The sequence below is a fragment of the Parabacteroides sp. Y3-G-102 genome (assembly GCF_023656845.1).
In the GTDB taxonomy this organism is placed as follows: Bacteria; Bacteroidota; Bacteroidia; order Bacteroidales; family Tannerellaceae; genus Parabacteroides; species Parabacteroides distasonis.
On record NZ_JAMOKU010000044.1, the window covers coordinates 1 to 21,066 of the forward strand.

Annotated in this window: 18 protein-coding genes; 11 read left to right on the forward strand and 7 right to left on the reverse strand. The window is 46.7% G+C overall.

The window, feature by feature from the left end:
• Positions 1 to 323 precede the first annotated feature (323 nt).
• The 3 genes from NBH16_RS18180 (at position 324) to NBH16_RS18190 (ending at position 4,529) form a co-directional block, all read left to right on the forward strand.
• Positions 324 to 2,498, forward strand: a complete 2,175-nt coding sequence (locus tag NBH16_RS18180; RefSeq protein ID WP_250788943.1) for a S9 family peptidase — start codon at positions 324 to 326, stop codon at positions 2,496 to 2,498.
• A gap of 3 nt (positions 2,499 to 2,501) precedes the next feature.
• The gene (gene lipA, locus NBH16_RS18185) at positions 2,502 to 3,347 is read left to right on the forward strand and encodes a lipoyl synthase (protein ID WP_250788944.1); all 846 of its coding nucleotides are present in this window, start codon (positions 2,502 to 2,504) and stop codon (positions 3,345 to 3,347) included.
• A 63-nt stretch (positions 3,348 to 3,410) separates the two neighbouring features.
• Positions 3,411 to 4,529, forward strand: a complete 1,119-nt coding sequence (locus NBH16_RS18190; RefSeq protein ID WP_005864231.1) for a hypothetical protein — start codon at positions 3,411 to 3,413, stop codon at positions 4,527 to 4,529.
• A gap of 5 nt (positions 4,530 to 4,534) precedes the next feature.
• On the opposite strand, the gene NBH16_RS18195 is transcribed toward NBH16_RS18190, so the two are convergent.
• Positions 4,535 to 5,035, reverse strand: coding sequence for a metallophosphoesterase family protein (locus NBH16_RS18195; RefSeq protein ID WP_005864233.1), 501 nt, complete (start codon positions 5,033 to 5,035; stop codon positions 4,535 to 4,537).
• A gap of 58 nt (positions 5,036 to 5,093) precedes the next feature.
• Between NBH16_RS18195 and NBH16_RS18200 the strand changes: the two genes are divergently transcribed.
• The 3 genes from NBH16_RS18200 (at position 5,094) to NBH16_RS18210 (ending at position 9,063) form a co-directional block, all read left to right on the forward strand.
• On the forward strand, positions 5,094 to 7,172 hold the full coding sequence (locus NBH16_RS18200; protein WP_122370138.1) for an RNA degradosome polyphosphate kinase: 2,079 nt from the start codon (positions 5,094 to 5,096) through the stop codon (positions 7,170 to 7,172).
• Positions 7,173 to 7,177: 5 nt separating this feature from the next.
• Positions 7,178 to 7,861 (forward strand): hypothetical protein, encoded by a 684-nt coding sequence (locus tag NBH16_RS18205; protein WP_250788945.1) that lies wholly within the window; start codon positions 7,178 to 7,180, stop codon positions 7,859 to 7,861.
• Between the two features lie 197 nt (positions 7,862 to 8,058).
• Positions 8,059 to 9,063: a DUF4837 family protein gene (locus NBH16_RS18210; protein WP_048927539.1), complete on the forward strand. Its 1,005-nt coding sequence runs from the start codon at positions 8,059 to 8,061 to the stop codon at positions 9,061 to 9,063.
• Positions 9,064 to 9,179: 116 nt separating this feature from the next.
• Here NBH16_RS18210 and NBH16_RS18215 read toward each other — a convergent pair whose 3' ends face one another.
• Positions 9,180 to 10,577: a methyltransferase RsmF C-terminal domain-like protein gene (locus NBH16_RS18215; RefSeq protein ID WP_250788946.1), complete on the reverse strand. Its 1,398-nt coding sequence runs from the start codon at positions 10,575 to 10,577 to the stop codon at positions 9,180 to 9,182.
• Between the two features lie 53 nt (positions 10,578 to 10,630).
• On the opposite strand from NBH16_RS18215, the gene NBH16_RS18220 reads away from it, so the two are divergent.
• The 5 genes from NBH16_RS18220 (at position 10,631) to NBH16_RS18240 (ending at position 16,062) form a co-directional block, all read left to right on the forward strand.
• Complete coding sequence (locus NBH16_RS18220; protein WP_005854278.1) at positions 10,631 to 11,335, forward strand: SAM-dependent methyltransferase; 705 nt, start codon at positions 10,631 to 10,633, stop codon at positions 11,333 to 11,335.
• Between the two features lie 10 nt (positions 11,336 to 11,345).
• A complete protein-coding gene (locus NBH16_RS18225) occupies positions 11,346 to 11,939 on the forward strand; it encodes an acyltransferase (RefSeq protein ID WP_121960951.1) in 594 nt (197 codons plus the stop codon).
• Between the two features lie 86 nt (positions 11,940 to 12,025).
• Positions 12,026 to 14,302, forward strand: coding sequence for a GH92 family glycosyl hydrolase (locus NBH16_RS18230; RefSeq protein ID WP_122378505.1), 2,277 nt, complete (start codon positions 12,026 to 12,028; stop codon positions 14,300 to 14,302).
• Between the two features lie 214 nt (positions 14,303 to 14,516).
• Positions 14,517 to 15,890, forward strand: coding sequence for an MATE family efflux transporter (locus tag NBH16_RS18235; protein ID WP_122370142.1), 1,374 nt, complete (start codon positions 14,517 to 14,519; stop codon positions 15,888 to 15,890).
• On the forward strand, positions 15,859 to 16,062 hold the full coding sequence (locus tag NBH16_RS18240; RefSeq protein WP_005864247.1) for a hypothetical protein: 204 nt from the start codon (positions 15,859 to 15,861) through the stop codon (positions 16,060 to 16,062). The genes NBH16_RS18235 and NBH16_RS18240 overlap by 32 nt, the downstream gene beginning before the upstream one ends.
• A 20-nt stretch (positions 16,063 to 16,082) precedes the next feature.
• Here NBH16_RS18240 and NBH16_RS18245 read toward each other — a convergent pair whose 3' ends face one another.
• Genes NBH16_RS18245 through NBH16_RS18265 form a run of 5 tightly spaced genes read right to left on the reverse strand, consistent with a single transcriptional unit; the run spans position 16,083 to position 20,678 of the window.
• Complete coding sequence (locus NBH16_RS18245; RefSeq protein ID WP_005854288.1) at positions 16,083 to 16,685, reverse strand: sugar O-acetyltransferase; 603 nt, start codon at positions 16,683 to 16,685, stop codon at positions 16,083 to 16,085.
• Between the two features lie 28 nt (positions 16,686 to 16,713).
• A complete protein-coding gene (locus NBH16_RS18250; protein WP_121960947.1) occupies positions 16,714 to 16,944 on the reverse strand; it encodes a hypothetical protein in 231 nt (76 codons plus the stop codon).
• A 39-nt stretch (positions 16,945 to 16,983) separates the two neighbouring features.
• Positions 16,984 to 18,621, reverse strand: a complete 1,638-nt coding sequence (locus NBH16_RS18255; RefSeq protein WP_122144608.1) for an RluA family pseudouridine synthase — start codon at positions 18,619 to 18,621, stop codon at positions 16,984 to 16,986.
• Positions 18,621 to 20,162 carry a family 43 glycosylhydrolase gene (locus NBH16_RS18260; RefSeq protein WP_250788947.1) on the reverse strand — a complete coding sequence of 514 codons (1,542 nt, stop codon included), beginning with the start codon at positions 20,160 to 20,162 and terminating at the stop codon, positions 18,621 to 18,623. The genes NBH16_RS18255 and NBH16_RS18260 overlap by 1 nt, the downstream gene beginning before the upstream one ends.
• A gap of 3 nt (positions 20,163 to 20,165) precedes the next feature.
• Entirely contained in the window at positions 20,166 to 20,678 is a 513-nt protein-coding gene (locus tag NBH16_RS18265) for a HEAT-like fold family protein (protein ID WP_057319350.1), read from the reverse strand.
• Positions 20,679 to 21,066: the final 388 nt, after the last annotated feature.

Genomic DNA, 21,066 nt, shown 5'->3' on the forward strand with positions numbered 1-21,066 from the left:
CTGTGAACCGGTTCAGGAAACAACTTTCAACCCTGTGAAGTTTTTCAGGAGAAGCTTCTCTAAGATGTGAAGTACCTTAGAAAATAACAGTAAAATCTGTGAAGTAAATTTAGGCATAGTCAACGCAGTACTTACTTGGCCAAGTAAGTATATATCCTTTGCCACTTGCAGTATATATTCTATGGGCAAGTAAGTACTGCCGTATTTTTCGGGCTATAAAAATGGCTGTCCTACATGTTGTACTGAGGAAATAGAGAATCTCTGTTAGTGGTATTGTTTTTTATGCTAACTTCGCGTCTCAAACAGAAATAATAAGAGTATAAATGAAACGATTAGGTTTTAGTTTATTGCTTTCGTTGGCCGTATTCGGAAGTGTGGCCGCACAAACCGGAAGCAAGCATGTTGACTTAAAAGAAATAACCGATGGGAAATTTCGTCAAGTGACGGCTATCGGAGAGATGCGATCCCTGCCGGATGGAGAACACTACACAGCCATGAACGCCGATAAGAGTATGATCATTAAATATTCCTATCGTACGGGAAATCCTGTGGATACATTGTTTAATGCCCGTAAAGCTCGTGAATGTACCTTTACGGATTTTGATGGATATACAATCAGCAGTACCGGGCATCACATCTTGGTTTGGAGGGATACGGAGTCTATTTATCGTCGCTCTACTAAGGCGGTGGTTTATGATTATGACGTGCGTCGTAATTATGTGAAGCCTATTTCCGATGCCGAGGGTAAGCAAATGATCCCAACTTTCTCGCCGGATGGTCGTATGTGCGCTTATGTACGGGATAATAATATTTGGATACGTAAGTTTGATTTCGACACGGAGGTACAAGTCACCAAGGACGGTGAGTTGAATAAGATATTGAATGGCATCACGGATTGGGTGTATGAGGAAGAATTTGCGGTGACAAATCTAATGGCGTGGTCTCCCGATAGCGAGTATCTGGCCTTTGTCCGTTTTGACGAGTCCGAGGTGCCCGAATATTCTATGCAGATGTATGGTGAGGGACTTTATCCGGGGTATTACGAATATAAATATCCGAAGGCCGGGCAGAAGAATTCAAAGGTTTCCGTACATTCTTATAGCGTAGTCACCAAAGACACGAAGGAGATGAAGGTCCCGGTAGAAGGCGACTTCTATATTCCCCGTATTACTTTCACGCAGAATCCGGATCAGTTGGCTATCATGACATTGAACCGCCAGCAGAATGTATTCAATATGTATTATGCAAATCCGAAGAGCGGTGTGTTCCGTTTGATCTTGCGTGAGGAAAATAAATGCTACGTGGATTCTGATTGGTTGACTTCCATCCAGTTCTTGAACAATGGGTTTACCTATGTGAGTGAACAAGATGGCTATTCCCATATTTATTTGTATTCCCCGACAGGTGTTATGCAACGTCAGGTAACTCAAGGGAACTGGGATGTCACGAAGTTCTTGGGCGTGGATGAGAATACGAAGACTTTCTATTACGAGTCTGCCGAGGAAAGCCCGATCCGCCGTTCTATCTATAAGATCGACGCTAAAGGCGTGAAGACAAAACTCTCTACAGAAGAGGGTATGAATAAGGCGGTCTTTAGTGACAATTTCGCTTATTTCGTGAATACCTATTCCAATGCGAATACCCCGGCGAAGATTACGGTGAATGAGACGAAGACCAAAAAGGAACTACGTGTTCTGCAAGATAACGCCGCGTTGAAGAGTAAGCTGAAGGAGTATGTTTTTGCTAAGAAGGAATTTATGAAGGTACATACGGCTTCGGATTATGAGTTCAACGCTTGGATCGTAAAACCCGCTGATTTTGACCCGTCGAAGAAATATCCGGTGATGATGACGCAATATAGTGGTCCTAACTCCCAGCAAGTATTGGATCAATACGGTTTCGATTGGGAGCAATATCTGGCCTCAAATGGTATTATCGTGGTATGTGTGGATGGTCGTGGAACCGGTGCCCGTGGTGAGGCATTCCGTAAATGTACTTATTTGAGAATGGGCGAGCTGGAATCCAGAGACCAAGTGGAGGCTGCGCAAGCGTTGGGCAAGTTACCTTATATCGATAAGGATCGTATCGCGATCTGGGGTTGGAGTTTCGGAGGTTATAACACGTTGATGGCCTTGAGTACCGGAAACGGAACGTTTAAGGTGGGTATCGCTGTAGCTCCTCCGACGGACTGGAAATATTATGACTCCGTTTATACGGAGCGTTTCATGCGTACCCCGCAAGAGAATTTCGAGGGCTATGCGGCTACCTCCCCGTTACGCCGGGTGAAAGACTTACAAGGCAAGTTATTGCTGGTTCATGGAACCGCCGATGATAATGTTCATTTTATGCAAACAATGGAATATGCCGAGGCTTTGGTTCAAGCGGGTAAGCAGTTCGATATGCATGTTTATAAAGATCGGAATCATAGCATATACGGTGGTAATACCCGTTACCATTTGTATACGAAGATGGCTAATTATTTATTCAATAATTTGTAAGACATGGCGCAGCATTTAAGAAAGCCGGATTGGTTGAAGATCCGGCTTGGCGGAAATGAGCAATTCACGAAGACAAAAAGTATTGTTGAATCTCATTGCCTTCACACAATATGCACAAGTGGTAAATGCCCGAATATGGGTGAATGTTGGAGCCGGGGAACAGCTACATTCATGATCGGTGGTGAGATCTGTACTCGCTCTTGTCGTTTTTGTAATACGCTAACGGGTAAACCTCTTCCGTTGGACCCGAAAGAGCCAGCGAATGTAGCGGAGAGCATCCGTTTAATGAATCTCAAGCATGCGGTGATCACGTCCGTTGATCGTGATGACTTACCAGACTTAGGCGCTTCTCATTGGGTAAATACGATCCGTACGATCAAAGAGGTGAATCCTCAAACGACCGTGGAAGTCTTAATCCCGGATTTTCAAGGACGATTGGATCTGGTTGATCAGGTCGTGGATGCGGCGCCTGAGATTATCTCCCATAATATGGAGACTGTACGCCGTATCAGTCCGCAAGTGCGTAGCGCCGCAAAGTATGACGTGAGTTTATCCGTTTTGCGACGAATCGCTGAGCAGGGTGTGGTAGCCAAGACTGGTATCATGGTCGGACTGGGTGAGACCGAGGATGAGGTGCTTGAATTAATGGATGATGTTTTGCTGGCGGGTGTTTCTGTTTTAACAATCGGGCAGTATTTACAGCCTTCTCGCAAGAATATTCCCGTCTCTGAATATGTGACTCCTGAATGCTTTGAATATTATAGACAGCAAGCCGTTGGCAAAGGTTTTAAGAAAGTAGAGAGCGCTCCGCTGGTACGCTCGTCGTACCATGCGGAAAAGCATATATGATTCATGAACTTTTGACAATCTTTGTTGTTATTAATATAAAAGTGGACTAAAGGGGGGGAAGGAATGAACAGAGTAAAGAAAGGTCTAGATAATCAGGCGATAGGTTTATTGCCATTGTTGTTATTCATGTTTTTGGATAACTATTTTTCTTATTTATTATCTTTTATAATTGGGGTTACTTTCTGTTTTGTTTGTATTTTTTTGTTTCAGGTGTTGAGCAAGGATAAGGTATACCAATTTATGCTTCTGCCATCGGCGGGCACATTGGTCTTATATTCCGTATTTCTTTGTCTCAAGCTTGAACCTGTGTTGTTTATATACTCTCCTCTTATCACGGAAGTATTACTGGTCGTGGCGTTAGCGATCGTGGGGTTCACGAGGAGAACGGTCATACAACGTATACGCGATTCGAAACGTCCCTCTTTTAAACGTACTTTGCTTCGTACTACCTTGAACGAATTTTATTTCCTCGCTCAGTTGGTACAGAACCTGTACACGTTGCATCTTTTCATCATCTTGTTATATAGTATCTTGCCGGAAACGATGCAGAATATGCGTACCGAACGTTTTTTATACCGGGAGTTGGGATTGGTAATCGGTGTTTTGGTCATTGTTTATGAGCAAATACGTTTGTCCTTGATGCAAGGTAGCTTGAAAAAGGAAATGTGGCTTCCCGTATTGAATGACAATGGGAAGGTGATCGGTTGTATCGCACGTTCGGTCAGCCGCTCTTTACCGAAGAAATACTATCATCCGATCGTGCGTATCGCCGTTGTTTATAATGGTATGTTATATCTGGTGAGACGAAGTAAGGATGAGTTTGTCTCTCCGGATACGATGGATTATCCGTTCCATAATTACGTGCTCTTCCGACATAGTATAGATAGCACGGTCAAAGAGACTCTCGGAAGTTTGGCGCAAGATAAATCAATTGCTCCACGCTTCCTGATCCGTTATACATTTGAGAACGAGAAGGTGAAACATTTGGTATCTCTCTATGTTATTTGTTTACGTACGGAAGAGCAATTAAATCAATGTAAGCGCCGTAGCGGAAAGCTTTGGACAGCGAAACAAATCGAGGAGAACTTGAGCTCCGGGGTGTTTAGCGAATATTTTGAGAAAGAGTTCGCTTATTTGCAAAATACGATTCTTTTCGCCGAGAGTTTCTGTTGCGGTAACTAATCATCTTATAATGCCCGATTCCCTAGCTCTATAACTTCCAAATCTTTGATATCCTTTCCCGCAATAACGAAACGTAATAAGGTACGTACTTGATGAAAGCCACTTTTTCCAGCCGCTCCCGGATTCATATGCAGACACTTCAAGCTTCGATCGAATACTACTTTCAGGATATGCGAATGTCCGGAGATGAATAGATTTGGCCGTGTATCGTATAATTCTTTGCGGATCTCGGGATTGTAGCGGCCCGGATAACCTCCGATATGAGTCATCATAACGTTCACGTCTTCTACCTTGAAATGAGCTACTTTAGGATATTGCAGGCGAATGGCTTGTCCGTCTATATTTCCGTATACGGCCCTGAAAGGTTTCAATGCCTCGAATTTCGCGGCCAAAAGATCGGAGCCTATATCGCCCGCATGCCAGATTTCATCGCAATCTTTAAAATATTCGGCGTACTTATCATCCCAGTACGCATGGGTGTCTGAAAGCAATCCAACTTTAATCATAACAATTTCTTTTATTGCTCGAAAGTATCTATATTTACACGCCTAAGATAAGAATATTATGGAGAATTCATATCAATATTTTAAACGGGACTTAAGCTGGTTGTCGTTTAACTACCGTGTCTTGCTGGAAGCGGAAGATGATACGCTGCCTATTTATGAGCGTATTAAGTTCCTTTCTATCTATTCCTCGAATCTGGAAGAATTTTATGAGATCCGGGTTGCGGAACACCGGGGGGTAATCATGAAAAAGAATTATTCGGAGGAGAGCGCAGCTGAGGCGGAAGAGACCTTGGCGGCTATCACCCGGGAGGTTAACCGCCAGCAACGGGACTATTACCGTATTTTCTCGGAGAAGATATTGCCGGAATTGAATCGCCAGAATGTTTACTTATACCAGAATGAGAAGCCGGAACCTTTCCATGAAGAGTTTGTCCATAATTTCTTTAATGAGGAGGTTTTCCCATTCCTGTCGCCGGTCATGATTCAAGCCGGTGATATACGTACGTTCATCCGGGATCGTCGGCTTTACCTTGTGATCCGTATGATTAAGCGGAGCAAGCGGATGAATGAGCCGGGCTTCGTACCCGAGTATCATTATGCGTTGATGAAGATTCCTTATGCGAAAGTTCCCCGTTTTATCGAGTTGCCTCAGCATGACGGGAAATATTATATCATGTTTATCGACGACATTATCCGTGCGAATTTACAGAATGTTTTTCCCGGTTATATTATTGATGGCTGTTACAGCATCAAGATTTCCCGGGATGCGGATATTTATTTGGATGATGAGAGCCGGGCGAATATCGTGGAGAATATCCGTAAGAAGGTGAAGAAGCGCAAGATCGGAGCCTTGAGCCGTTTTATGTATGATCAAGCGATGCCGGGTGATTTTCTGGCTTTTGTTTGCGATGCCTTTGGTATTACGTCGGAGGACTTGGTGTTAGGTGGACGATATAATAATTTGCAGGACTTGATGAAATTGCCGAATCCGGCAGGAAAGCATTTGGAGCAGCAGCCACCGGTGCCTATGCGTGTGCCTTTCCTTGATGAGATGGGGTCGGTATTCAAGGCCGTGAAGAAGCGGGATATCTTATTGCATTTCCCTTATGAGTCGTTTGATTATTTGATCCGCTTTTTGATGGAGGCGGCCTTTGATCCGAAGGTGGATGAGATCAAGATTACCCAGTATCGAGTGGCAGAGAATTCGGCCGTGATTAATACGCTGGTCAGCGCTGCCCAGAATGGTAAGAAAGTGACGGTATTTGTGGAATTGAAAGCCCGTTTCGACGAGGAGAATAATATGAGTACGGCAGAGCGTATGGAGCAGGCCGGTATTCGTATCATTTATAGTATTCCGGGCTTGAAAGTACATGCGAAGGTTGCGGTCATTCTTCGGAAGGATACGTCCGAGGGACTTAAACGGCGTGATTTTGCCTATTTGAGTACCGGTAATTTCAATGAGAAGACGGCCAAGATCTATTCGGATATGGCGTTATTGACTTCGAATACGGAGATTATTACGGATATCAATAAAGTATTCGCTGTTTTGGAAGGGCGTATGAAAGAACCTACTTTCCGCCATTTGTTGGTGGCCCGTTTCAATATGGTCTCGGAATTGATTGGTAGGATTCGGCGGGAGATCGAGCATGTGCAGGAAGGCCGAAGAGGACGGATCATATTAAAGATGAACGGACTGCATGACCAACATATGATCGAGGAACTCTATCATGCGAGTGAGGCGGGGGTAGAGATCGATCTGATTGTCCGGGGGATTTGTTGCCTGGTACCGAACCAACCTTACAGCGCTAACATCCGGGTTACTCGTATCGTGGATATGTTTTTGGAGCATTCCCGGGTTTGGTATTTTCTGAATGATGGTCAGGAGGATCTTTTCCTTACCTCGGCGGATTGGATGCGTCGGAATTTGAACCGACGGATCGAGACGGCTTTCCCGATCCTTGATCCGGATCTGAAGAGGGAGATAATCGATATCTTGAATATCCAGCTAAGTGACAACGTGAAAGCTTGTTATTTGGATGGCGAGTTACGTAATAATTTTAAGTGTGATGATAATCCGGTAAAAGTGCGTTCGCAATTGGCTATCTATGATTATCTGAGAAATAAATCCATACGGTAACCGGGATGGGGGAGTTTTGGGGATTTGTTGATTGGGGGGCTGGTTGCTTAGCCTTGATCGTGGCGGTGGTATTTAGCTTTTTGTTGGGAGTACGTACGGGACGTATCCGGGAGAGAAATGAATCTGTCCGTTCTCGCATTCGGCAGAATAAAGCGAATATGTATCGTTATAAACAACAATTAGCCTCCTATCAAGAGCAAGTCGTACGCTTGGAGCGGGAACGGGATTCTCTGGTCATCCGCTCGGAGGCTTATGACCGGATCGAGACGGAGCTGACAGCCTATCGCCAGAAGATGGAGCAGTTGGAGAGAGAGATCCTTGTTCTTTCCGGCGATAATAACTTATTGGACAATGCTACCGGAAAAGTAGATGTGGATGTACCTAAGCTTTTATGTGCCCTTAAAGATGATCCTCTCCATGTGAATCCAAGTAAAGAGGAATGGGCTGAGATTATTGATATGACCGATCTTCTGTTTAATAACTTCTTAACCGATCTGAGAAATAAATACAGTATTACCCGCCATGAGCAGGAAATATGTTGCTTGATCAAATGGAATTTCTCCCGAAAGGAGCAACTAGCCGTGTTTAATAATACTCCGGATGCGTTAACCAAATCGAAAGGCCGTTTAAAAAAACGTCTAGGCTTGGATGAAAAGACGGATTTGGATGCCTATGTCCGTTTATTATAAAGCTTAAAGTTATTTTGTTTGTCGTGATTGTCCGGCAATATTATCCGTTTATCTCCCATTGCGTGGTTTATATGTGTGATTATTAGTTGTTTGATGTTCGCTTGTTTTGTCCGGTACCATTTCTTTCCTCTTTACGATCCTTCCTGTACTTTTGCGATGTGTAGTTTAGTTTTTAAGAACGAATAATCAGGAATGCTATGAGAACACAAATTGTACTACTATGGATCAGCCTTAGCCTAATGGTGGGGCTTTCCGCTTGTGATTGGACTTCGTCCTCTCCGGTGGCCTCGCTACGGCGGGCTACCGGATGGCCTTTCGAGGTGGTGGTTGTAATGGATCGAGACGCATGGAATGGTGAGGTGGGGGAGTTGCTGCAAGAACAATTGCGAGCGCCGATACCTGCTTTGCCTCAAGCGGAAGCATCTATGCGTGTCACCTATTCGGAGCCATCGGGCTTTTCCGGTTTATTACGATACGTACGAAATATCTTGATCGTATCCGTAGATACTAACCGGTATACGAAAGCTGGAACAAGAGAGAGTCCCGATGAATGGGCCAGCGGTCAGAATGTTGTGACTCTGTATGCTCCGACTACCGCTGCTTTAACCGAGTTCCTTTTATTAAATGAAGGACGGTTGGTCAACCATTTCAATCGAGTGGAAAGGGAACGTTGGATAGTTGGACTTTCTAAGAGCCATAGCAGTTGGATCAATGAGAAGTTGAAGTCCCGTTTCGGTATCTCGCTGTTCGTGCCGGAAGATATGTCGGCCTATAAGGAAGAGACCGATTTCTTTTGGGGCTCGAATAACGCAAATAGGGGACGGACTGATATCTTGGTATATAGTTTTCCCTATACGGCTCAAGAGGCATTTACCGAAGATTATCTGGTCGCTATGCGTGATTCTGTAGTGAGGCGGAACGTACCGGGCTCTTTCCCGAATTCTTATATGAAGACAGAGAAGCGCTTCGAGCTTTCTTACGAGCCGATCACCTACCGTGGCGAATACCGCGGCGTATTGCGTGGTCTTTGGCGTATGGAAGGAGATAAGATGGGCGGCCCGTTCGTCAGCCATGCCCTGCTCGACAAGAAAAAAGGGCGGGTTATCGTAGCGGAAAGCTTTGTCTATGCCCCGGAATCAAAAAAGGCGAACTTGATCCGCCGGATGGAGGCCGCCTTGTTTACGTTGCGATTCGTGGATTAGGATTGATTCTCTCACGTATATAGGCGTAACCTCATGCGTATATACGCATCGGCCTACACGTACGTAAGTGTGGTCTTATACGTATATACGTGTGGCTTTGTGCCTATATAGTGGTCTTATCGTCCTAAAAATAGTTTGATTTCCTCCGGAATATATCCCGTCCGTATACGCCACTCTTGCGGATACAGGTTATTGGCCCGGTTGCCAAGGTTCTTTACAAAACCTAGTGGAAGTCCTTGGTAGCGTACCAACACATATCCCTTATCTGTACCGGAGGGTAAGACGAGCGCCTCTTTCTTTAAGAATTTAATAGCGTCTTCCCATTCCAGTTCCACGGATGGAAATGCGTTGGGGGTTAAGGCAGTACTTAAAGCCAGCTCTTGAGATGGGATAAAGTCTTTCCCTTTCGCTTCTCCTAGGTAAATACCGGCGGAAAGTACCCGTAAAGGCTTGGCATTGATGAGTGAAAATAGATCCGAATGGGCTTTGGGATACGCTCGAAGGAAACTGCCGTTCCATTCGAGAGAAAACGAAGTTTCATCCGAAAGGAACAGACGGGCCTCCTGTGGGATGGACGGAGCGGCTTTTCCTCGCTCTTTTTTCCCTTTGGACTTGACACGAATTTCCTCGATCTCGCCTTCCGCTTTCCGGAGGGCGGCGAGGAAAAAGCCTTCGCCCCGTGTCTTATGCGGGAAGAAGCGGTAAACCGGATGTTCAAACCGGAGGGCGCCGGTGATCTGCCATTCCTCTTGGGTAGGGATAGGCAATGCCTCGGCTCCCAGCTCCTCTATTATATAATGTATGTTCTCCTCATCCTCTTCCGTATTATAGGTACATGTACTGTAGATCAAGATACCTCCGGGTTTCAAGGCGTTCCAGATATCATGGATGATGCGCCGCCCACGGGAGGCGCAAAGCCGTACGTTATCTACGCTCCATTCGCCTGTGCTATCCGTATCTTTCCGGAACATGCCCTCACCGGAACAAGGTACGTCGGTGACGATCACGTCGAACAGATGAGGCAATGCCTCGCCGATCTCCTCCGGGTCATTATTGATAACGATCGTGTCCGGGCGGCCCCATTTAGCGATATTCTCGGCCAATACATAACTCCGGCTGCGGATCACCTCATTGCTCACTAACAGGCTTCCATCCGGCAATAAGCTCGCCAGATGCGTGGACTTGCCACCCGGGGCGGCGCATAAATCCAAGCAACGTACCGGCTCTTTTACGTATGCCTTGATCGCTTGTTCCAGAAACATGGAAGACGCTTCCTGCACGTAATAGGCCCCCGCATGGAATAGAGGATCGAAGGTGAAAGACAACCGTTCCGGCAAATAAAAACCGCTCTCGCACCAAGCAACCGGAGCACCTACTTTGGGAGCGGGAGTCCCTTTCATCGAGTTGATACGGATACTTACGGGAACATCAGCGTTTAACGCTGCCTCTAAACGATCGAACTCCTCGCCAAGTAAAGCCCGTGTACGGGTAATAAAATCAATAGGAAGTGCCATGATTATTCTGTTAGTTTGCGGCAAAAGTACTACTTTCGCGGAAAACAAACAGTATGCGAGCATCTCTTTTCCTTATACCAGTTACCTTGGGCGATACGGAACATCGCCGTGTTTTACCAGAGTACAACCGTGACGTGATCTTATCTATCCGGCATTTTATCGTGGAAAACGTGCGTACGGCACGCCGTTTCTTGAAAAAGGTGGAGCCGGGGATTGTGATCGATGACTTGACATTTTATGAGCTGAATAAACATACCTCACCGGAACAAGTAGCTGGTTATCTGGCTCCTTTGGCGAAAGGCGAGAGTGTAGGCGTGATCTCGGAGGCGGGCTGTCCGGCGATCGCTGATCCGGGCGCTGACGTAGTGGCTATCGCCCAACGGAAGGATTATCCGGTGGTACCGTTGGTAGGGCCTTCGTCTATCTTGATGTCGGTGATGGGATCGGGCTTTAACGGACAGAGTTTCGCTTTTCACGGTTATCTGCCGATTGATGCTTCCGAGCGAACGAATACAATCAAGAAATTGGAGGGAAGGATCTATTCCGAGCATCAGACGCAATTGTTTATCGAGACTCCTTACCGGAATAATAAACTGGCCGAGGAGTTGATCCGTACGTGCCGTCCGTCTACGAAACTGTGTATCGCCTCGAATATAACCTGTGAGGATGAGTATATCCACACTCGCCCGGTCAAGGAATGGGCGGGTAAAGTTCCCGATCTGAGCAAGAAGCCTACTATTTTCCTAATCTATAAATAAGAGGATTGATATGAGTTATCAAGCGCACGAGACAGCGGTAATCGATGCCGGTTGTGAGATCGGGGAAGGAACCCATATCTGGCATTTTTCCCATATCATGACGGGATGCGTGATTGGCAGGGCGTGTAATATCGGCCAGAATGTAGTCGTATCGCCGGGCGTGGTCTTAGGGAATAACGTGAAGGTACAGAACAATGTGTCTATTTATACGGGGGTGATTTGCGAGGATGATGTGTTCTTGGGGCCTAGTTGCGTGTTTACAAATGTAACCAATCCGCGTAGCGCTGTCTCTCGGAAAGACCAGTATAAGGAGACGGTGATTGGCAAGGGGGCCTCGATCGGAGCTAACGCTACGATTATTTGTGGACATACGGTCGGGCGGTATGCCATGATCGGTGCCGGGGCGGTGGTAACGAAGGATGTTCCGGCTTATGCGCTGGTTGTAGGAAATCCATCGCGGCAGATCGGTTGGGTAAGCGAGTACGGCCATCGCCTTGTATTTGACTCCGAAGGATTCGCCACCTGTCCGGAAAGCGGCCAACGTTACCGCCTATACAATCACCAAGTTGTAGAGACGGGGCGTGCCCCGTCTCCCACAGACTGATCGTATCTTAAATTACTATTTTGCAGGGATGAGACGGGGCACGCCCCGTCTCTACAATACAGACAATATTAATATTCTATACAAACATGAAAACATCTTTTTTCAAGCAAGGGTTCTTAGCGATAGGGATAGCCTGTTGCATGCAGCTTTCCGCCGTAGAGAATCCTGTAGACTACGTGAATACGTTAGTCGGTACCCAATCCAAGTACGAATTATCTACCGGAAATACCTATCCGGCCACGGCTATGCCTTGGGGTATGAACTTCTGGACTCCCCAGACCGGCGAGATGGGCAACGGCTGGACCTATCGTTACGACGCGGATAAGATCCGGGGGTTCAAGCAAACCCATCAACCGAGCCCGTGGATGAACGATTACGGGCAGTTCTCCATTATGCCTACTACCGAAGGCTTGGTCTTCGACGAGGAGAAACGGGCTAGCTGGTTCTCTCACAAAGGGGAAGTGGCTACACCTTATTATTATAAGGTCTATCTAGCCGATCATGACGTGACTACCGAGTTGGTTCCGACGGAACGTGCGGCTAAGTTCCGCTTTACATTCCCGGAAACCAAGAAAGCGTATATCGTCATCGACGCTTTCGATAAAGGCTCTTATATAAAGGTATTGCCTGCGGAACGTAAGATCATCGGTTATTCCACGAAGAACACGGGCGGTGTTCCCCGTAACTTCAAGAATTATTTCGTGATCCAATTCGATAAGCCATTCACGTTCTCCTCTACGGTTAAGAACGGGGCGATCCAGTTGGATGAGTCGGAGGTGAAGACAAACCATGCCGGCGCTATCATCGGTTTTGAGACAAAGGCCGGCGAGGTGGTGCATGCCAATGTGGCTTCTTCTTTCATCAGCACTGAGCAGGCCGAGTTAAACTTGCGTGAGGTGGGAGATACTGGTTTCGATCAGCTAGTGACCAAAGGGAAGGAAATCTGGAACCGGGAATTAGGTAAGATCGAGGTAGAGGATACGAACATCGATAACTTGCGTACTTTCTATTCTTGCTTGTATCGTTCCTTGCTTTTCCCTCGTAGCTTCTATGAGATCGATGCCAAAGGGCAAGTCATGCATTATAGCCCTTATAACGGTGAGGTCTTGCCGGGCTATATGTTTACCGATACCGGTTTCTGGGATACGTTCCGTTGTCTTTTCCCCTTCTTGAACCTGATGTATCCGGAGATGAACCAAAAGATGCAGGAAGGTTTGGTGAACGCTTATAAAGAGAGCGGTTTCTTGCCGGAATGGGCAAGTCCGGGCCACCGGGATTGCATGGTCGGCAATAACTCCGCTTCCGTGGTAGCCGACGCTTATATCAAAGGCTTGAGAGGATACGATATCGAGACGCTTTGGGAAGCTTTGAAGCATGACGCGAATAGCCAACTGCCGAGAACGGCTTCCGGTCGTGTCGCTTACGAGGAGTATAATAAACTGGGTTATGTACCGAATAATATCGGTATCGGACAAAACGTAGCTCGTACCTTGGAATATGCTTATAATGACTGGACAATTTATGCGTTAGGAAAGAAACTAGGCAAGCCGGCAAGCGAGATCGATATCTTCAAGCAACGGGCTAACAACTATAAGAATGTGTACGACCCAAAATATAAGTTGATGGTCGGACGCTCTGATAAGGGCGAGTTCAACCCTTCTTTTAAAGGTACGGACTGGAGCCGTGATTTCTGCGAGGGTAATAGCTGGCATTGGAGTTTCTGTGTTTTCCACGACCCGCAAGGTCTTATCGACTTAATGGGAGGAAAGAAGGAATTCAACCACATGATGGATTCCGTCTTCAAGATGCCTAGTCGTTTGGGTATGGATAGCCGCGGTATGATCCATGAGATGCGTGAGATGCAAGTAATGAATATGGGACAATACGCCCACGGAAACCAACCCATCCAGCATATGGTATATCTATACAACTATTCCGGCGAGCCTTGGAAAGCCCAATACTGGGTGCGCGAGATCATGCACAAACTTTATACCGCTGAGGCGGATGGCTATTGCGGCGATGAGGATAACGGACAGACTTCCGCATGGTATGTGTTCTCTGCCTTAGGCTTCTATACCGTATGTCCGGGCACCGACCAATATGTATTAGGTACTCCTCTGTTCAAATCCGTAAAACTCCATCTGGATAACGGAAAGCAGGTGTTGATCCAAGCGGACAAGGCTGATCGGGAGAACCGTTACATCAAGGGTATGAAAGTAAACGGCAAGACATACACCCGCAATTTCTTGACACATGAGCAGTTGCTAGGTGGCGCAAAAATTCAATACCAAATGAGCGATACCCCTAATAAACAGCGAGGTACGCAGGATAGTGATCGCCCCTATTCATTCTCTTTGGAATAAGAAAACCATGATGCCCATTGTAAGCCTGTTACAATAGGCATTCTAAGCACCTTACGATGCCCATTGTGAAGACCTTACGATGGGCATTGTTATTTTATGTGAATTCCGGTTTGAAATAATGATGGAGAGAGTTGCGTTTTACCTTAGGGTTGTTACCTTTGCGATGACTAATCAGTTTTTCTATCCTCTTTGTTTATCCTTTTAATTTAGATGTATGGCAAACTCAAAAGAGATGACGAGGGGTGCTGTATTCCCTCTTCTATTCAGTTTCACGATGCCATTGTTATTAGGGAATCTGCTTCAGCAGACTTATTCTTTGATCGATGCCGCTATCGTAGGTAAATTTCTAGGTATAAATTCGCTGGCTGCCGTAGGAGCCAGTACCTCGGTGATTTTCTTGATTCTGGGATTCTGTAACGGATGTTGCGCCGGTTTTGGCATCCCGGTAGCTCAAAAGTTCGGGGCGAGGGATTATGCGACGATGCGCCGTTACGTGGCGGTGGGGTTGCAATTGGCTACGGTGATGTCCGTGGTGATCGCCGCTGTCTCCGGTTTCTATTGCCGGGATATCTTGCGGGGGATGCAGACACCCGGGAATATCTTCGATGGGGCCTATGATTATTTGTTTGTTACTTTTATCGGTATTCCTTGTACATTCTTCTATAATTTGTTGGCAAGTATCATGCGGGCTTTGGGAGATAGCAAGACTCCATTCTGGTTCTTGCTGTTCTCTACGGTCTTGAATGTTTTCTTGGATTTATTCTGCATCTTGGTGCTAGGATGGGGCGTGATGGGAGCGGCTATCGCTACGGTTTTCTCGCAAGGGCTTTCCGCCATTCTATGTTATTTATATATGCTTCGGAAATTTCCGATCTTACGGGCTACTTCTTCCGAGGATCGAAGGTTTCATGCCGGGCTGGCCCGTACCTTATTGGCGATGGGGGTTCCGATGGGATTGCAATTTTCTATTACCGCTATTGGCAGTATCATGTTGCAGAGCGCCAATAACGCCTTGGGCACGGCCTGTGTCGCTGCCTTTACTTCCGCCGCCCGTATCAAGATGTTCTTCATTTGCGCTTTTGAGAGTTTGGGTATCGCCATGGCTACGTATTGCGGACAGAATTATGGGGCGGGAAAGCCAGAGCGTATTTTGCAGGGAATTAAAGTGAGTTCGTTGATGATGCTTACGTATGCCGCCGCTACATGGATGATCTTGATGCTGGGGTCTCGTTGGCTGGCCTTGTTGTTTGTGGCTCCATCTGAGGTCGAGATACTGGACTATACGGAGCAGTTTTTGCATATTTCTTGCTGGTTCTTCCCGGCTGTCGGGCTACTGTGTATCTTGCGTTACGCGATACAAGGGGTAGGTTTTAGCAACCTTGCGATGCTCTCGGGTGTTTCAGAGATGATCGCACGTGTCTTGGTGAGCTTGTATGCGGTTCCCGCTTTTGGGTTCTTGGGCGTTTGCTTCGGTGATCCGTTGGCTTGGGTTGCCGCTGACTTATTCTTGATACCTGCGTTTTTGTATGTTTATAAAAAGATAAAGAAAAGATTAGATGATGAGAAAGTATCGGTGTCCGCAGTGTGATATCCCTTCTATGTATGTAAAGAATGCGGCAGGGGAACGTCTTTTAGTGTATGTTCACGAGAATGGGGAGGTCGTTCCCAAAGATCCCACTACGGATCTGTCCGGATTTGACTTGACAGAGGTATTTTGCCTAGGATGCTCATGGCATGGAGCGCCTAGGAAATGCCGGTGATTTTAATGGGTGGCAAGTTCTTATAAGTCTTCTTTGGGTAATTCTCTGATCACTCTACATGGGTTACCGACGGCCACGCTATAGGTGGGAATGGATTTTGTCACTACACTGCCTGCCCCGATCACGCTGTTCCTCCCGATCGTGATGCCGGGTAAGACGATCGTTCCACCACCAATCCAAACATTGTCTTCAATGGTGATGGGGAGGGCTTTTGTCCTGAAAAATAAATCCCCCGATCGTTCGTCCCAATCATTCACGAAGCGTTCGTTCGCATTTATCGGGTGCGTAGCCGTATATAATTGTACGTTGGGGGCGATGAGGACGTTATTTCCTATTTTGATAATATTATCGTCTAAAAACGTACAGTTCATATTGATAATGACCTTGTCACCAATAAAGATGTGCTTCCCGCATTCGCAATGGAAATTTATATCAATGCTGGAATACTTGCCAATGCTTCCTAGCATTTGGCGTAAGAGGGCATCTCTTGTAGCGCTGTCGGTTATATTGGTTGCGTTCAAACGAGCGAGTAGGTTTTTCGTCTGGACGATCATTTGCAGGACTTCTTGATCCAGATGGTTGCAATACTCGCCCGCCAAGAACTTTTGATAATTTGTTTCCATAATGATTACAGGGATTTGATACGGTTATTTACATATGTTGAAGTTGTATATAGAAGACGATGAAAAAGGCGATAGTCGCAATCAGGGCGATAGAAGAATATAGACGGAAAGGCTTATCTTGTTTATAGACTCCATAGGCTAGTCCTATCAAGGCGCACAGTAGTATACCAGTAGGGATGCCGAAGAAGCCTAAAACAATGACGCTAATAAGCATTACCCATCCCATGGCTATTAATATTTTACTTCTGATAGTTCTCATCTTTAGTATCTGTTTAGTTATTGGATATAATAGACAATTTTAGTGTTGAGAAAATGGAATCTTGGCACGTATCTCTATCCTCTCGAAAGTGATAGGATGCGTGAATGCTAGATATTCAGCGTGCAGATAGAGCCGTTCCGCCTTTCGTCCGTAAAGCTCGTCGCCAAGGATGGGGCAATGAAGACCTAGGGGATGGGCGGCGTGTACCCGTAGCTGGTGGGTACGTCCGGTTTGGGGATAAAAGGCGATAAGGGTTTTTCCGGAAGTCCGTTCCAATACCCGGTAGCGTGTAAAGGCAGGTTTCCCGAATTCTTCGCTTACGATTTGCCGGGGTCTGTCCAAAGGATCGGGACATAGCGGGAGACGGATCTCGCCCTCATCTTGGGGAACTTCGCCCTCTAATAAGGCGATATACCTTTTCTGGATGGTTCGGTTCTTGAATTGGGCTTGCAGGTTCTGATGCGCTTCTTTGGTCTTGGCGGCGAGTAGCAAGCCGGATGTCGCCATATCCAAGCGATGTACGATAATTGGGCCGGTGGCTTCCGGATAAAGGATCGATAGCCTTTGATAGACGGAGTCCACATCTCCCTTGCCGGGAACGGAGAGCATACCTTCCGGTTTATTGATGACCAACAAATAGTCGTCCTCATAAAGGATATCCAGCTTCGTCTCCCGGTGAGAGTCCGCCAATAACGGATTTTCATCTACCCGCAATCCCTGTAGCATATGATGGAGGATCGGCTCGCATTTTCCTTTGCAAGCCGGATAATAATATCCATGGTGCCGGATCTCCGTCTTGGGAGAATCGCCCCACCAGAATTCAGCCATGGCGATCGGTTCCAACTGATGCTGGTAGGCGTATTGCAAGAGTTTAGGGGCGGCGCACTCACCCGCTCCGGCAGGCGGCGCACCTTGGTAGGTAGGGGCGAACAGTTCGCATAAGTCCTTCACCTCGCCCCGGGCGTTCAGGATTCGGAATTGTTCGAACAACTTGCGTTGCAAGGCCGCCGACCGTCGCTTGCGTTCTTGCTTCAGTTGCTCGATCTCCTGCTCAAGCCGATCCACCTTGGCTTGATCCTCCTCCAGTATAGACCGCAATGATTTCTTGGTTAGCTTGTGAGCGGCTTTCATGTGTTGGCTCTCTTTAATAAGAAGTGTGGTCTCTTCTTCCGTGAGAGGGAACTGCCGAAGTCGGTCGCGCTCCTCTTTCCTCTTTTTCATCAAGTCTTTTGCGGCCTGTAATACGAAATCGCAGTATTCGATCGTGCTTTGTAACCTCGACCGTGCGTCTTCGAGAGCTGGAGAGGCTTGCAGGGTTCGGATACGGGCATTGATCTCATTGATCCGCTCCTCCTCTTGCCGGAAGAAACCATCCGGTTGTAATAGGTCATAGATCGGGGGGACGAAGAAAGGATGTACATTCTTCCCCGCTAGGTTACCGGAGAACGCGGCCAGATAGCCGACCTCTCCGGCGGGAGTACGAACCACCAATACGCCGAACATTTTTCCGGTTTGTAACTCTTCCCGCCATTCGGTTCGTTCTTTCAGGTATGCCTGCGTCTCCTCAGCCGCTATTACGCATAGAGGATGCGGTGTATAGTGAAAAGGATACGTGAATCGTTCCGGTAAGGGGATCGATTGTATCGGTTGGGCAAACGTGTGAAACTTAGATTCCATCATTCATTTTTTAATAGACAATAAGCATAAACGGCCGGTGCCGTAGGATCTCCCTCTTGATACAATCCCGGACGGGAGATACGATCCCATTGGATCAACGACCGGGTCTCTTTCGCGGAGAGAGCTTCGCCGACGATCTCGTTCCATGCTTGTCCGTCCTTACTCCAGTAGAACGTGCTATGCGTACCGTTGGTCACTTTCATCCGTAGATATAAAGGCGAGGCGGGAAGAGGAAGATCGGCCAATTGATGTTCTTTCCCCTCTAGGATATATTTCAATATCAAACGGTCTCCAGCGCATCCGCAGGTGATTAGGTTATTTGCGTCTCCGTACATCGTGATTCCTTTCCAACTGTCATTCCGGTTTACGATCGCTGTTTCTAACGTGTAATCCGGGGAGGTTGGGCGTAAACAAAGTGCCGCTCCGGTCTTTACGCCGGGTTTCGGTGTTCCGGATAGAGATAGTTTACCGTTCTTGATCTCGGTCTTGACATCCGTGTAAGGATAGTTCCAACTCCATTCGGGACGCAAGGTAGCACCGGTGAAATCATCCGAGAAATCGAATACCGGCACTTGTGCGGACTCGGCAAATGGCATGGGTTGCGTGCGGCTCGCATATTCCCCGGTTACGAAGTGAGGCCAATGATCCTCGCCCATTCTCACCTCTTGCAGATAAGGTTGGCGACCTTGGTAGAAGCCGCTTCCCGGCTGGTAAGCGTGGCATAGGTAATACATGCGTCCGTCCGGTGTTGTCGTAATCGTTCCGTGACCGATGGAGAGAACCTCCTTGCTTCCGTGCAAGATCGGGTTTCCTTGGTATTTCTCGTAAGGACCTTCCAGCTTTTTCGAGCGAGCCATGGATACGGCGTAATCGCTCTGCGGGCCGCAACAGCCTCTCACGGAGTAGATGATATAGTAATATCCGTCTTTCTTGAACCAATGCTGACCTTCCATACCTTGACGCTCATCGTCACGCAGCAGGCTGAAAGGCTTTCCGTCTAGGCGAAGCCCATCGTCCGTCAACTTACAGGCCAATAACTCTATGGGTTGGTTATCCAATCCATAAGCCTTCCAACTGATGTAAAGTTTGCCTTTGTCCTCCAAGATAAATGCGTCTATCGCTTCCTTCCCAAACTCTACCACCGGGCCGTAATCCTTGAACTTGCCCGTAGGTGAATCCGCCACGGCGACACCGATGCACGAGATGTTATCCGATTGCTTCCGGGCCGTATAATAGACATATACCTTCCCTTTATGCTGATACCATTCCGGAGCCCAGAATGAGGATTTAGTCCATTCCGGCTTCTCGTCGAATACATGTCCGGTTTGCTGCCAGTTCACCAAATCGGTAGAGGTGAAAACCGGATAATAGGGGGCCCATTCCGAGGAGGTGCCGGTGATATAGTAAGTCTGATCGATCCGAATAATGGAAGGATCGGCTACGTCACCGTGGATCACGGGATTGGTAAAATAGGATTCTTGTTGCGCTAGTCCTGTGGCCAAGGAGGCGGCACAGAAGAATAGTGTGAAAATCTTTCTCATGTTTTATCGTATTTTTTTTAAGATGTTCTTACGTACGGTTCGCAAAGAGATTTGTAGTAAATCGGGTTCCGCCAGATCGAGTAGTGTCTTATATTCCTGTAATAGCTCTGGAATGGGACGGCATAACTCATATCCCAGTTTCATGCAAAGCGTTTGCACACCGGGTAATTCCTTCGCTGAAAGCATCCGGTCCAGGCAGAAGTTCAGGAAATCTACCCGTGGGGGATTCGTCTGGGGTTGTCGTACAAGCAAGTTCAAGAGAATGCGTCGCTTTCCGGAGTGCTCACAGTTAAGCACCTCATTTATCAGCTCATCCTGTTTATCATATAGCCATTCGTTTTCCTTGGTCGAGAAATGGCTACAGACCCATAACGCTTGATAACTAACGGCATCATCCGGATCGAATATCAGATCGTATAGCTCTGCTTTCCGTTCTTGGTTCCCTTGTACATAAAATAATATCTCATGGATATCCTCTATATGACAGCGGCTTGATAGTCTCTCTTTTAGGTCCATTCTCAATCTTTGTTGTTGTCTCTTTATCTTTTCTGCCGTAAAGTTATAGTCTTTTTAGCAAAGTTTCCTTAGTTCGCTTACTTTTGTGCCCCATTGATAAAAGAATGGATAGATATGCGATATATGAATTTATTAAATGATTTAACAATTGATTGTAAAAATAACGGAGGGTGTTACCGAGTAAAGGATCAGTTGAAGAAGGTTAAGTATTTATTAAAATAGTATCTTTGCTCCACAAGAAACAGTCTTGGGGCGAATGGTGACGGTTGGCTTGCGTTGTGATTTGTTTTTAAATTAGTATCTTTGATCCATTGGAAACAGCCACACGCTGGCCGTTCACATAACCCGTGTCGTTGTGGTTTGCTTTCAAATTAGTATCTTTGATCCA

Bases quoted from the DNA above. Each gene is read 5' to 3' on its own strand.
- NBH16_RS18180 (WP_250788943.1), top strand. From the start codon at position 324: ATGAAACGATTAGGTTTTAGTTTATTGCTTTCGTTGGCCGTATTCGGA.
- lipA (WP_250788944.1), top strand. From the start codon at position 2,502: ATGGCGCAGCATTTAAGAAAGCCGGATTGGTTGAAGATCCGGCTTGGC.
- NBH16_RS18190 (WP_005864231.1), top strand. From the start codon at position 3,411: ATGAACAGAGTAAAGAAAGGTCTAGATAATCAGGCGATAGGTTTATTG.
- NBH16_RS18195 (WP_005864233.1), bottom strand. From the start codon at position 5,035: ATGATTAAAGTTGGATTGCTTTCAGACACCCATGCGTACTGGGATGAT.
- NBH16_RS18200 (WP_122370138.1), top strand. From the start codon at position 5,094: ATGGAGAATTCATATCAATATTTTAAACGGGACTTAAGCTGGTTGTCG.
- NBH16_RS18205 (WP_250788945.1), top strand. From the start codon at position 7,178: ATGGGGGAGTTTTGGGGATTTGTTGATTGGGGGGCTGGTTGCTTAGCC.
- NBH16_RS18210 (WP_048927539.1), top strand. From the start codon at position 8,059: ATGAGAACACAAATTGTACTACTATGGATCAGCCTTAGCCTAATGGTG.
- NBH16_RS18215 (WP_250788946.1), bottom strand. From the start codon at position 10,577: ATGGCACTTCCTATTGATTTTATTACCCGTACACGGGCTTTACTTGGC.
- NBH16_RS18220 (WP_005854278.1), top strand. From the start codon at position 10,631: ATGCGAGCATCTCTTTTCCTTATACCAGTTACCTTGGGCGATACGGAA.
- NBH16_RS18225 (WP_121960951.1), top strand. From the start codon at position 11,346: ATGAGTTATCAAGCGCACGAGACAGCGGTAATCGATGCCGGTTGTGAG.
- NBH16_RS18230 (WP_122378505.1), top strand. From the start codon at position 12,026: ATGAAAACATCTTTTTTCAAGCAAGGGTTCTTAGCGATAGGGATAGCC.
- NBH16_RS18235 (WP_122370142.1), top strand. From the start codon at position 14,517: ATGGCAAACTCAAAAGAGATGACGAGGGGTGCTGTATTCCCTCTTCTA.
- NBH16_RS18240 (WP_005864247.1), top strand. From the start codon at position 15,859: ATGATGAGAAAGTATCGGTGTCCGCAGTGTGATATCCCTTCTATGTAT.
- NBH16_RS18245 (WP_005854288.1), bottom strand. From the start codon at position 16,685: ATGGAAACAAATTATCAAAAGTTCTTGGCGGGCGAGTATTGCAACCAT.
- NBH16_RS18250 (WP_121960947.1), bottom strand. From the start codon at position 16,944: ATGAGAACTATCAGAAGTAAAATATTAATAGCCATGGGATGGGTAATG.
- NBH16_RS18255 (WP_122144608.1), bottom strand. From the start codon at position 18,621: ATGGAATCTAAGTTTCACACGTTTGCCCAACCGATACAATCGATCCCC.
- NBH16_RS18260 (WP_250788947.1), bottom strand. From the start codon at position 20,162: ATGAGAAAGATTTTCACACTATTCTTCTGTGCCGCCTCCTTGGCCACA.
- NBH16_RS18265 (WP_057319350.1), bottom strand. From the start codon at position 20,678: ATGGACCTAAAAGAGAGACTATCAAGCCGCTGTCATATAGAGGATATC.